This is a genomic window from Sulfurimonas sp. HSL3-1 (assembly GCF_039645995.1).
Lineage (GTDB): Bacteria > Campylobacterota > Campylobacteria > Campylobacterales > Sulfurimonadaceae > Thiomicrolovo > Thiomicrolovo diazotrophicus.
The window spans coordinates 1,236,889-1,248,611 of the sequence record NZ_CP147920.1 but is presented as its reverse complement, the minus strand read 5'-3'; the positions used below and the strand labels follow the sequence as shown (position 1 = coordinate 1,248,611).

General features: G+C 58.4%; 15 protein-coding genes. 2 read left to right on the top strand and 13 right to left on the bottom strand.

All coding sequences use genetic code 11. From position 1 onward, the window contains the following. Positions 1-40: 40 nt before the first annotated feature. The 3 genes from queC to WCY31_RS06390 are packed head-to-tail and all read right to left on the bottom strand — an operon-like array spanning position 41 to position 2,945. Positions 41-724, bottom strand: coding sequence for a 7-cyano-7-deazaguanine synthase QueC (gene queC, locus WCY31_RS06400; protein ID WP_345973747.1), 684 nt, complete (start codon positions 722-724; stop codon positions 41-43). 11 nt (positions 725-735) lie between these two features. Continuing rightward, entirely contained in the window at positions 736-2,442 is a 1,707-nt protein-coding gene (locus tag WCY31_RS06395) for a GMC family oxidoreductase (protein WP_345973745.1), read from the bottom strand. Then, positions 2,439-2,945, bottom strand: coding sequence for a gluconate 2-dehydrogenase subunit 3 family protein (locus tag WCY31_RS06390; RefSeq protein ID WP_345973743.1), 507 nt, complete (start codon positions 2,943-2,945; stop codon positions 2,439-2,441). Before WCY31_RS06390 ends, WCY31_RS06395 begins: the two co-directional genes overlap by 4 nt. 75 nt (positions 2,946-3,020) lie before the next feature. Here WCY31_RS06390 and ybeY point away from each other — a divergent pair, with 75 nt between their 5' ends. Together ybeY and WCY31_RS06380 are read left to right on the top strand one after the other, a co-directional pair. Next, positions 3,021-3,443, top strand: a complete 423-nt coding sequence (gene ybeY / locus WCY31_RS06385; RefSeq protein WP_345973741.1) for an rRNA maturation RNase YbeY — start codon at positions 3,021-3,023, stop codon at positions 3,441-3,443. Then, entirely contained in the window at positions 3,443-4,372 is a 930-nt protein-coding gene (locus WCY31_RS06380) for a calcium/sodium antiporter (RefSeq protein ID WP_345973740.1), read from the top strand. Before ybeY ends, WCY31_RS06380 begins: the two co-directional genes overlap by 1 nt. A gap of 13 nt (positions 4,373-4,385) precedes the next feature. On the opposite strand, the gene mrdA is transcribed toward WCY31_RS06380, so the two are convergent. From mrdA to WCY31_RS06330, 10 genes are read right to left on the bottom strand one after another with little or no spacing between them, the layout of a single operon-like run. Further along, positions 4,386-6,170, bottom strand: a complete 1,785-nt coding sequence (mrdA, locus tag WCY31_RS06375; protein WP_345973738.1) for a penicillin-binding protein 2 — start codon at positions 6,168-6,170, stop codon at positions 4,386-4,388. Then, positions 6,167-6,619 (bottom strand): hypothetical protein, encoded by a 453-nt coding sequence (locus tag WCY31_RS06370; protein ID WP_345971473.1) that lies wholly within the window; start codon positions 6,617-6,619, stop codon positions 6,167-6,169. Before WCY31_RS06370 ends, mrdA begins: the two co-directional genes overlap by 4 nt. After that, positions 6,586-7,047, bottom strand: coding sequence for an N-acetyltransferase (locus WCY31_RS06365; protein WP_345973765.1), 462 nt, complete (start codon positions 7,045-7,047; stop codon positions 6,586-6,588). Before WCY31_RS06365 ends, WCY31_RS06370 begins: the two co-directional genes overlap by 34 nt. Continuing rightward, positions 7,031-7,654, bottom strand: coding sequence for a ribosome biogenesis GTP-binding protein YihA/YsxC (gene yihA / locus WCY31_RS06360; RefSeq protein ID WP_345971471.1), 624 nt, complete (start codon positions 7,652-7,654; stop codon positions 7,031-7,033). Before yihA ends, WCY31_RS06365 begins: the two co-directional genes overlap by 17 nt. Continuing rightward, the gene (gene lptA, locus WCY31_RS06355) at positions 7,651-8,130 is read right to left on the bottom strand and encodes a lipopolysaccharide transport periplasmic protein LptA (protein ID WP_345971469.1); all 480 of its coding nucleotides are present in this window, start codon (positions 8,128-8,130) and stop codon (positions 7,651-7,653) included. Before lptA ends, yihA begins: the two co-directional genes overlap by 4 nt. Continuing rightward, positions 8,127-8,645, bottom strand: a complete 519-nt coding sequence (locus WCY31_RS06350) for a hypothetical protein (RefSeq protein ID WP_345971468.1) — start codon at positions 8,643-8,645, stop codon at positions 8,127-8,129. Before WCY31_RS06350 ends, lptA begins: the two co-directional genes overlap by 4 nt. Continuing rightward, positions 8,642-9,139, bottom strand: coding sequence for an HAD-IIIA family hydrolase (locus WCY31_RS06345; RefSeq protein WP_345971467.1), 498 nt, complete (start codon positions 9,137-9,139; stop codon positions 8,642-8,644). Before WCY31_RS06345 ends, WCY31_RS06350 begins: the two co-directional genes overlap by 4 nt. Continuing rightward, complete coding sequence (gene hisB, locus WCY31_RS06340; protein ID WP_345973736.1) at positions 9,136-9,708, bottom strand: imidazoleglycerol-phosphate dehydratase HisB; 573 nt, start codon at positions 9,706-9,708, stop codon at positions 9,136-9,138. The genes WCY31_RS06345 and hisB overlap by 4 nt, the downstream gene beginning before the upstream one ends. A 2-nt stretch (positions 9,709-9,710) precedes the next feature. After that, complete coding sequence (locus WCY31_RS06335) at positions 9,711-10,499, bottom strand: septal ring lytic transglycosylase RlpA family protein (RefSeq protein WP_345973734.1); 789 nt, start codon at positions 10,497-10,499, stop codon at positions 9,711-9,713. Beyond that, on the bottom strand, positions 10,492-11,718 hold the full coding sequence (locus tag WCY31_RS06330) for a lytic transglycosylase domain-containing protein (protein WP_345973732.1): 1,227 nt from the start codon (positions 11,716-11,718) through the stop codon (positions 10,492-10,494). Before WCY31_RS06330 ends, WCY31_RS06335 begins: the two co-directional genes overlap by 8 nt. Positions 11,719-11,723 lie beyond the last annotated feature (5 nt).

Here is an 11,723-nt window from a genome sequence, read left to right as displayed (position 1 = left end):
CAACTTCTGATATTGTATATCATAACAGTTTTCGACAGGCTTAGGACACACCGTTTTTAACACGATAGGGAATCGGGTCGGGTATGCCGGCCAGTTCGAAACCTTTGAGGCGGAGCCGGCAGCTGTCGCAGACGCCGCAGGCCGCCGCTTCGTCACTGTAGCAGCTCCAGGTCAGTTCGAGCGGTACGTCGTACGCGAGGGCCTCGGCAACGATCTGCTCCTTTTTAAGGTGCACCAGCGGCATGGCGATGGTGAGCTGCGTTTCATCCCTCGTGCCGAGATTGACGGCGCGTTGCATCGCTTCGATGTAGGCCTCACGGCAGTCGGGGTAGCCGCTCGAGTCCTCCTCGACGACGCCGATGCCGATGACGGAAGCTCCCTCTTTTTCGGCAATGGCGGCGGCGATGCTCAAAAAGATACCGTTGCGGAACGGTACGTAGGTAACGGGGACGCCGGCTTCGATGCCGCCCGTGGGAACGTCGATGCTTCTATCCGTCAATGCCGAGGCGCCGATGGCGGCAAAGAAGTCCAGATCGATCTCGTAGGTCTGCCCGGTACCGAGGCGCGCCGTGATGGCCCGGAAGCTCTCCAGCTCCTTTTGCTGCGTGCGCTGGTCATAGTTGAAATGGACCGCAACGATCTCATACCCCTGAGCGCGGAGCATATAGGCCGCCAGTGTCGAATCCATTCCGCCGCTCATGATACAGACCGCTTTTTTAGCCACGTGTGCTCCCCTTATGAATCTTTGACGTTATTATAGCCTGTTTCCCGGCCTTTGAGCGCGGCAATGATGGCATCGGCGACCCGGAAAGCATTGGCGTAGATCGTCCAGGTGTAGGGCACGCTTCCGCCCGTCGGCATGAAGCTCGCATCGGAGACGTAGAGATTGGCGATGCCGTGCATCCTGCAGTCGGGGTCGAGGACGGAGTGTTCGGGGTCAGTCCCGAAACGGCACCCGCCGGCGACCAGGTTGGGCGGCGGGGCCGAGGAGATGTCGCTCTCGATCTCTACCGCTCCCATCTGCCGCAGGACACGCTCCGCTTTTGCGGCCAGGTAATTCCCAACCTCGATATCGTGCGGATGGCCGTAGAGGCGGATCTTGCCGACGGGTACTCCCCACTTGTCTTTCACGCTTTCGTCAACAGAAACAAAGCATTTGTCCGTCGGCATCCAGTCGTTAAAGACCTCGAAAGCGAAGATGCGCGACGCCGTGAAGGCGTGCTTAAGCCGTGCCTGCAGTTTCCGTCCCCAGAGCAGATTGCCCTCGTCGTCGTAGAGCTCGCGCAGGGCGCGGCTGACGGGGTTGGGATGTTCGAAGAGGAAATCGATCGTCCCCCCTTTCAGCGCGCGCCCGTTTTGATGATAGACATACCACTCCTGCAACGAGCGGTTGACGAAGGCGCCGCGCGTCATCAGCTCAAAGCGCTGCCGTTCGTTCAGGCGGGCAAACTCGAACCTCCCCCGCCCGCTGCCGCCGGCGGAAAAGATAAGGTTCTTGCCCAGCTGGCCGTTGGCGTTTCCCAGGCCGTCGGGGTGGAGATCATTGCGCGAATTGAACAGCAGGCGTACGCTTTCGATCGCCTGGGCGGCGACGACGAAGGTGCCTGCCGTGACGGTGTGGGATCTGCCGTCGGCATCAAAGTAGTGTGCCGCCGTGACGCGCTGCCGGTCTGCATCGAGTCTGTAGACAAACACGTTCGGCAGAATATCGCACCGCCCCGTCGCTTTCGCCTTTTCAAGGAGTGCCGCGCGGGCGTTGCCCTTGGCGCCCGTCGCGCAGCCGTAGCTGCCGCAAAAGTTGGAGTAGGAACAGCCGCTGCGCCCCAGGGCGTCGAAGGGGAGCACGGCCCTCGGCGTGGGGATGCTGTGGTAGCCGAGTGTTTCGCAGGCCGTATCGAACCAGCCGGAGATGGGCTGCTCCCAGGTCGGCGGGAAGGGGAAATCCTTCGTGGAGCGGCGCTCCTGGAAGGGGTGTTCGACGACCCGGCCCGAGACGCCGACGAGCTGTTCGACTTTCGTAAAATAGGGTTCCATGTCGTCGTAGGAGATGGGCCAGTCGACGACGTTGGCCCCTTCGACGGGCCCGAAGGCGGATCGGAGCCTGAAATCGACCGGTTTCATCCGGTGGAAATAGCCGCTCATCAGATTCGAGGAGCCCCCCACCATGGAGCCGTTCCAGAAGTTCCAGCCCGATTCCGCCGCGGTCACGCGATCAATGCTGCCGTCACTGCTATAGGTCTCCACGACATGCTGCTCCTCCCGAAGCCGGGGGGTGTAGATGCTGCGGCGGCTGACGGCGATCTCGTCCTTGGTAAAATCCTTCTCCGTCAGATAGGGGCCCTTCTCCAGTACGAGAACACGGTAGCCCGCGCGGCTGAGCTCGTAGGCGACGGGAGAAGCCCCCGCGCCGCTGCCGACGATGCAGATATCATATTGTTTCATATTAACGGTGCCTTCGGCCGGGGATATCCGGGTTCGTACTGCAGCCAGTGCCACCCTGCTTCGTGGGTGTTCGCGCCGTAGACAGGGTCGCTCAGCAGGGCTTCGAAAAGATAGGAGAGTATGCTCCAGAGCCAGTTGTCTCCCCAGGCGAGTCCGGAAACCTTTTGCAGGACCTGCTGGCGCCGCTCCGAATCAAGTACATAGTAAGCTTTGCCGAAATCCTCGCGCGCCTGCAGGTTCAGCCAGCGCGCGCCGTTGGAGAGAAAACGCTTATCCTCTTCATCGACGTAAGGATCGCGCATGACACCACCGAGATAGTCGATCGCCTTGAGCAGCCGGGGCGAAGGGGCACTGCCGCCGGGAAAGAGGTCGCGCTGGACGGCGGCGATGGTCTGATACGGCTCGTTGAGCATGGTGACGGGACGGGCGTATTCCGCGCCGCTTTCGGCAGGCAGCAGCAGGAGCGCCGCGCCCCCGAACAGGAGGGTTCGTCGGTTTATCATGAATTGATTGTAGCATAGCGGCAAAAACGGTTCAGTAACGGCACGCTAAAGCACAGATTGGCTAAAATGCCGACTATGATTGATATTGACAACCAGACGGATTTTCAACCGGACTTTACGCTGCTTGACGCCATTGTTGACGCCCTGGACGCAGGCGAGATGGAGCTTGTCATCTGCGACGACGAGACGATCCGCGTACTCAACCGCGATCACCGCGGTATCGACAAAGCGACCGATGTACTGAGCTTCCCTTACGATCCGATGCCTATGGCGCCGATCGGCAGCATCGTCATCAGCGCCGATCATGTGCGCAGCGGCGCGGCGCGTTTCGGCCACAGCGAAGCCGAGGAGTGCGCCCTGCTCTTTCTGCACGGCGTCCTGCACCTGCTGGGCTTCGACCATGAAACGGACGAGGGCGAGATGCGGTGCAAAGAGGAAGAAATCATCAAAGCGCTCGGACTGCCGAGCAGCCTGATCGTCCGTACCGAGGAGGCGTAATGGAGTATCTTGTTTTCGTTGCCGCGATGGCGGCGCTGATCTGGGGGGCGGATTTCATTATCCGCGAATCCGAGCGGATCGCCCTGCACTATAACATCTCCCACTTCGTCATCGGTGCGACGCTGGTCGGATTCGGCACCTCCCTGCCGGAGATGGCGGCGTCCATGACGGCATCATGGTACGCCAAACCGGAAATGGCCGTGGCAAACGTCGTCGGCAGCGTGACGATGAATATCACCCTCGTCCTGGGCCTCGTCTTCGTCCTGGCGAAAAAGATGAACCCGAACCGCGATCTGTTCAACCGCGACAGCGCCTGGATCCTCTTTCCCGTCATTCTCTATTTCCTGACGGCTTACGACGGCGTCATCGGCCGTTTCGAGGGCAGTATCTTTGTCATGCTCATGGCTGCCTACCTTTATTTCCTCTTCTCGACGGACGGTTCGGAACTGACCGAAGAGATCGATGAGAGCCTTGAAAAAGAGTCCTTTGCCTGGGGCAAAACAATCGCGCTGCTCCTCGTGGGCTTCGTTATGACCATCGGCGGGGCCCACTTCGTCGTCGAAAGCGCCAGCATGATCGCCCGCAGCCTCGGGGTAAGCGAATGGGTCATCGGCTTGCTGCTGATCGCCTTCGGGACGTCGCTGCCGGAGCTTGTCGTCTCCCTTGTCGCCCTCAAAAAGGGTAATGCCGATCTGAGCATCGGCAATATCATCGGTTCCAACGTGGCCAACTTCGCCATGGTGCTCGGCGGCGCTGCCATTATCCGCCCGCTTCCCATCAACGGGACAAACCTCGCCGACATCTACATTATGATGGCCGCTTCACTCGCCCTGCTGCTGGTCCTTGCCAATAAGCTCTACAGCAAAGCCGGCGGGATCATTCTGCTGATGATCTTTGCCCTCTTCGTCAAAAGCGCACTCGGGCAGTAGGCCCCGGCAGCCGCTATTTTTTGATATACCCGAACTCCACCAGTTTGTCATAGATCTTCGAGACGATGTCGCCGGCGGCGCTGGCCCCGTGGCCGCCGTGTTCAATCAGGGCGGTGACGACGTATTTGGGATGCTTGTAGGGCCCGTAGGTCGTCAACCAGGCGTGTGAGCGCGTATAGTAGGCCATATCCTCCTCTTTGATCCGTTTCTTCGTCGCCTGCGGGATCCCGACCACCTGGGCGGTCCCGGTCTTGCCCGCGATGGGCACCGTGGTTTTGATCTGGGAGGATGCCGTCCCTTTGGGATGGCTGCAGACCTGGCGCATCGCCCGGCGGATAATGGGAAGGTCCGCTTTTTGCGCAGGGGTCAGGACATCCCGGTAGACCGCTTTGGTCAGGTTATTGTCGATCATGCGCGCCAGCCGCGGCCGGGGCAGTTTCCCACCGGCGAGGAGCGCCGTGTTCTGGGCGATCTGCAGGGGCGTGACGAGCACACTTCCCTGCCCGATGGAGGTGTTGAGCGTCTCGCCGATATACCACGGCTCGTTGTAGCGCTCCCGTTTCCACGCCCGGTTGGGGATGGTGCCGATGAACTCGTTGGGAAGGTCTATCCCCGTTTTGTTGCCCAGGCCAAAGTTTTTCAACCCGTCGCTGATCTTTTCGATCCCGACCTTGAGGCTCCCTTTGTAGAAGTAGTCGTCGCAGCTCTCCCGGATCGCCTTGTGCAGGTCGGTCTTGCCGTGACCCCAGCTTTTCCAGCAGCGGAAATTCCGGTTCCCCAGCTTCATCGTACCACTGCAGGTGACGTACCACCACTGGCTGATCCCGCTGTCGAGATAGACAAGCCCGATGGAAGGTTTGATGGTAGAGCCCGGCGGATAGAGCCCGTTGACGATCTTGTTCGTAAAGGGCATGTCGAGGTCGTTGATCAGCGCGTTCCATTTCTTTGCCGAGATCCCCGAGACGAAGGTATTGGGGTTGTATTCAGGGTAGCTTCCCGCCGAGAGGATCTCGCCGTCAAGGCCCATCACGACCACGGCGCCTGCATTTCCCTCCATCAGGCGGCTGATGTACTGCTGCAGCCGCATGTCGATGGTGAGCACCAGGTTCCGGTTCTCCACCGCCTTGCGGGTTTCGAGCACGGAGATCTCCTCGTTGAGCGCGTTCATCTGCACCGTGCGCTCCCCCGGAATCCCCTCGAGGTAGGTGTTATACTCTTTCTCCAGGCCCGATTTCCCGACGATGCCCGTCAGTTTGAGCACGGGGTCCTTCTCGATCTCCTGCTGGTTGGATTTCGCCGTATAGCCGATGAGATGCGCCGCGATCTTCTGGTAGGGGTAATAGCGCATCGGCGCCGGGGAGATCTTGACGTTTTCAAGCAGGTTCAGCTCGGAATAGACAGGCAGAATGTCCTCGTATGAGATAAAGTCGGCCACGGCGATCTCGCGGTGGTTGTAGTGCGAATCGTTCTGCTTGTAGATCTTGATCATCTTCTGCGCATCGAGCATCGGCAGCAGCTGCTGGATCCGCTCCAGCGTCGTCTGAAGGCTCTCGATCCGCCGCTGGGTGTTCAGATGGGGCATGATCTCGATCTTGAAGCCCAGCTTGTTGATGGCGAGGGGCTTGAAATTCCGGTCAAGTATCTCGCCGCGGACCGGCGCGATGCGCTCCGTTTTGAGCGTGTTCTCCATGGAAAGCTGCTCATAATAGCGGTTGGAGTGCACGCTCAGATAGTAGACGCGGCTGAGCAGCGAAACCCAGATAAAAATGAACAGGGCGATGAGGAAACGGGTTCTCACAGCAGCCCCACCAGAAAAAATTCGATCATCATATAAAAGATGACCTTGAAATCAAGCTGCGGCAGCGGCAGGGCGAACATATTCGCAAAAAGGGCTGTAAACGCCCAGTAGCCGACGTAGGCGAGCACCACGATGATCGCGTTGAGGCAGAGATGGCAGGAGACGATACTTTTGATCCGCGGCAGGATCAGGAAGTAGCTGACCGTATAGAAGAAGAGCGTGCTGAGCAGCAGATACCCTTTGGCGGTCTCGGCGATGACCAGCAGGATCAGGATCAGGAAAAACGCGAAGGACGAATGGGTGTCGAGCGCCCTGATGTAGAGGAAAAAAAGGACGCCGAACATCGGCGGCAGATAGAGGTAGTGCATGGAGAGCGCTTCGTAGGGCACGAAGAGCAGCGCGAAAAAAAGCCAGATCAGAGGGTTTTGATCAGCGCGATTTCGTTGCATACCGGAAAGTGCTTGCATTTGATACAGTCGGCCCAGATCTTATGTTCGGGCAGGCTCTCTTTTGGGATCTCGGAAAAGGAGAGTTTTTCGAAAAAACGGGCCGCATAGGTAAGTGCCAGGATCCGTTTGAGTCCGAGTTTTTTGCCCTCTTCCAGTTCCAGTTTGACCAGTTCCGCCCCGATCCCGCGGTTGCGGTAGGGCTCGTCGACAATAAGCGAACGGATCTCCGCCAGCTCCGGCGAATGCACATGCAGGGCCGTAAAGCCGATCAGGCGCTCGTCGTCAAAGGCGAGGATGTAGGAGCGGATGTTGGTCGCCAGCTCGTCGTTGCTGCGCACGAGGATGGTGCCGTCTTCGACCTTGGGCGCGACGAGGCGCTGCATCGCCTCGATATCGGCCAGGGTCGCTTTTCTATAGTGTATGGCCATCATCATACTCCGTCAGGAGATCGTAAAGGCGTGTCGCCAGTTTTGAAATGCCACGCTTTTTGCTGCTGGAGACGACCAGTGCACCGGGATAGTCCCGCAACAGCGCCCCAAGCTCTTTCTGGTTGAGCTTGTCCCCCTTGGTAAAGACGCGCAAAACGGTCTGACCGGGGCGGCGGATCTGTTCAAGGTACTCAGCGACGGAGCGGTCGATGGGGAGATCGGGGTGGCGCGCATCGACGAGATGGACGAAGACACGGATTTGCTCGCGTTGGGTAATGAAGTCGGTCAGGTTCTTCTCCCAGTCGCTCTTGAGGCTCTTGGAGACCTTTGCGTATCCGAACCCGGGAAGGTCGACCAGTTTTGCCGGATATTTTTCGCGGTTCTCCCGATCCATGAACGTGGCGTCGAAATAGTTGATCAGACGCGTTTTGCCCGGCGTCGCGGAGACCTTTGCAAGGTTTTTGTGATTGCACAGCGCATTGAGCAGCGAACTTTTGCCTGCGTTGGAGCGGGCCATGAAGGCCACCTCGTTGACGGTGTCGTTCTCCGGTGACTGGGAGATGTTCGCGGCGCTCGTCTCGAAATGCGCTTCAACGACCTCGATCACTTCTTTTTCTCCTCGGGGAGATTGAAGATCATGATAACGGGCTGGCGCTCCGCCCCCTTGGCCGCGGCCGTACCCTCCTGGATATTGACCACGACTTCTTCACCGTCGATCTGCTTGTGCTCATCGTGCTGCATGAGGTGGACGTCTCCGTAGAAACTGTACTGCTCTTTGAGCGGCAGATAAATGACCTTCTGCGCACGCCCGCTGTAGGTGGAACCGTTGTCGGCCTTGAGGAAAAACGAGGCGTCGCCGCTGGCGATGTACTTCGTCGGCGTACGATCAGCCGCGGTATAGACCTCGACGCGCGAGGCGTTGAGTTCGTCGCTTCCCATCTTGATGTGCACATGGCCCTCAAAGACCGAACGTCCCTTTTTTTCATTTGCCGTAAACGCGTCGGCAACGATTCTGAGCTGTTCGGCTGCATAGAGGCTCCCGGCCACTGCCGTGGCCAGGATAAGGGCTAAAGCGGACTTCACATCTTCTCCTTCATGGTATAGATTCCGACGATCTTTTTCGCACTGATATCGCCGCTGTTGAGGTTATAATAAAGGTTTTTGCCGTCAACGCGGTCCCGGGCCTGCAAGAGCACGAAAGCGCCCGGCGCGCGCACGACCCCGGAACTCTGGTTGTAATCGGCCTGCGCGGTCTCAAAGGTGATCCCATCGTCGCGTCTGAAGCGCACATCCCCTTCGAGGGAGATCAGCGGCTCTTTATAGATCCCTTTGCGGGCCTTCATCGTCTCAACGTGCCCCTCCGAACGGTCGGTGAGGTTGAGATCGTCCACCTCGTAGCGGTCGGGAAAGCGCGATGCATGCTGCCCCGCCAGTATCGTTTTCACCCCGGTCGACGCGACCTCATAGACCGTAAAATGATCCAGCTCGATCTGTGCGAGCTCCCCCGGGGAGGCAATATCCACCTGCAGCGGTTTGAAAAAGAGGAAAATTCCCCCCAGCACCGCCCCGATAAGGAGGTAGAAGGACGTGACGCTCATTGCCACTGTGCGAGAAAGGCCTCTTCCTCGCCGTTACGGCGCATCAGCGCTTCGATCATCTCCCGTACGGCAGCCTCGCCGCCCCGGCGGGAAAGAACGTTGTCGACGCGTCCGGTGATGTATGAAGACGCGTCAGCGGGGGCAAAAGAGACCGCGGCCAGCTCCAGCATTGTCAGGTCATTCAGGTCGTCACCGACGGCCGCCACCTCTGTCGCGGCATCGATACCGAGATCGCTGCAGAGCATCTCCAGACGTTTGCGTTTATCCTTGACCCCCTGGTAAAGGTGCAGGATCCCCAGTTCGTCCGCGCGACGCTTGACGATGCCCGAACGGCGACCGGTGATGATGGCCACTTCGTGCCCGAGGCGCATCCAGCTTTTGATCGCCAGGCCGTCTTTAACGTTGAACGCCTTGATCTCTTCACCGCTTTCGCCGTAAATGATCTGGCCGTTGGTCAGGCAGCCGTCCACGTCCAGAACGATCAGTTTGATCACAAAACGCCCTTTGTGCTCGGGACGGTGACGCGTTCGTTGCGGGTGACCGCCCGGCGCAGTGCCACAGCGAAGGCTTTGAAGGCCGCCTCGATGACGTGGTGGCGGTTTTTGCCGCGCTGCATCACGATATGCGCGCAGATGCGTGCGTTGAATACGACGGCCCGGAAGAACTCTTCGGCCAGCTCAGCATCGAAGCTGCCGACCTTGCCGTTGACGGGAACGTCGTAATAGAGATAGGGACGGTTGCTCAGGTCCATGTCGCAGCTGACGCTCGCCTCATCCATGACGACGACGGCGTTGCCGAAACGCTCGACCTTCTCGATCGGATAGATCGCCTCGGCCAGCGCCATGGCGATCACGATGCCGACATCCTCGACGCTGTGGTGGTCGTCAATGTGCGTGTCGCCTTGGCAGGAGACGTTCAGATCGATCAGGGCGTGTTTGGCGAAAGCTTCGAGCATGTGGTCGAAAAAACCGACACCGGTTTCGATGCTGCTTTTCCCCTCGCCGTAGAGTTCGAGCTCTACGCGGATCTGCGTCTCTTTGGTATTGCGCTCTTTGACGATCATGCTTATTTCCTTACGATAAAGGCGTGCTCAAAAGGTGACGATGCAATAAAATCGTGCGCCTCGGCCTCGCTTTTGAACTTTCCGAGCCAGACGCGGAAAAGTCTTTCGTTATTATACTCAGTATCCTTGATGATCGTTTTATGCCCTTCGAAACCATCGAATTTCTGCTGGGTGATGGAGGCCCCCTCGAAACGGCGGAAAGCACCGATCTGAATATAGAACGCACTGACGACCTGCTCCGTCGGTCCGGCGCGCAGCGCCGCCGCCGACGGGATGACGCGCTCGCCTTTACCGGCAAAGCCGAGCACCTCGAGATGCACGTCGGTCGTCCCCACTCCCACCATCTGAAGATCGGTGGCGGCCTTTTTGGAGAGGTCGATGATCCGCGAAGCGACGAAGGGGCCCCTGTCGTTGATGCGTACGATGGTCTGGCGTCCGTTGCGTCTGTTGGTGACGCGCACGATGGTATTCATCGGCAGGGTTTTGTGCGCGGCGGTGGCGGCGTACATGTCGTAGCGTTCGCCGTTCGAGGTCAGTTTGCCGTGGAAGTCGGGACCGTACCAGCTGGCGCGGCCGTCAAAGGTGTCTCCCTTTTGAACGACCGTAGGAAAGTAGCGGCGGCCGTTGACCGTGTACGGGCGCATGGTGGGGTGTTTGTATGTCGACGATGTCGGCGTTGTCCGGGTGGCGACGGCCGGAGGAGCCTCATAGGCAGTGCGGGACGATACGCCCCGCGTGCTGCACCCGGCGATCAGGAGCAAAAGGGCGAGAAGCGGAAGGATTTTAATCATAAATACTCAACCGGTCGCCGACGCGGATCAGGCTCCCTTTGATGTTGTTAAGCTTTTTCAGGCTGGAGACCGTCGTCTCGAAAATACGGGCGATCGCCTCGAGAGAGTCCCCGCGTTTGACGGTGTATTTGCCGTTTTTAAGATCCAGCGGTTTGGAAAGGGGGATGACAAGCTTCTGTCCGATCCGCAGCATGTTGGTATGCAGACGGTTGAACTCCTTGATCATCTTGTAGGGGACGCGGTACTTTTTCCCTATCCGCGAGAGGTTGTCCCCCGCTTCGACATGGTGAAGCATGTAGAAGGTCTCCAGCGGAGCGGGTTTATAGTTCTGGCGGAATTCGTTCAGTTTGACATAGGGGATATAGATGGTGTACTGCGTGTTTTTGGGCGGTACGAAGTCATACTTGAGGTGGGGATTGAGCGAGGTCAGCTTGTATGCCGGCATGTTGATCAGTTTGGCGACGCGGCTGATGCGTTCGCCCCGTGACACTTTGACCTGCGCGATGGAGTAGGCGTTTGCGCGGTTAAGCAAGTAGGCGTACTCCTGGTTGATCATGAAGTCCTCATCCGACGCCAGCAGCGTCAGCGCGACGATCTTGCGGATATAGTTGCGGCTCTCCCTGGGGAGGTAGCGCTTCTTTTCATCGAGCAGCACGGAAATGTTGTCGGTGCCCGCCTTTTTGATCGCACGGTAGAGGCGCCCTTCCCCGCAGTTGTACGCGATGGCGGCGAGGTACCATTTGTTGAACCTGGCATGGAGCGTCTCCAGGTAGGTGATGGCGGCTTTTGTCGATTTGACAAGGTCCCTGCGTTCATCGACATAATCATTGATCTGCAGGCCGAAGGTGCGCCCCGTTTCGGGCATGAATTGCCATACTCCGGAGGCTTTTTTATGGGAATAGGCATCGATGGAGAAGCCCGACTCCGCCATCGCCAGGAAGAGGAACTCATCAGGAACGTCCGAGTGCACAAGGATGTCCTTGATCATCGGGATGAAAAGGTAGGCCTGGTTAAGGCTCTTAAAGAAGCCGTGGCGCTGGTACTCTGTGCGTTTTTTGCTGATAATCTTTTGAAGTTTGGGGTCGTTCAGAAAAGCGGGAGGCAGATCGAACGCTCGTACGATCTCGGCCTCACGATTCGAGTCCGAATCAAAAAACAGGGCGCCGAAAAGCAGCGCGGGCAGCAAAAAAATGGGTGCAAGAATACGTCCAATAACCAAAAAAT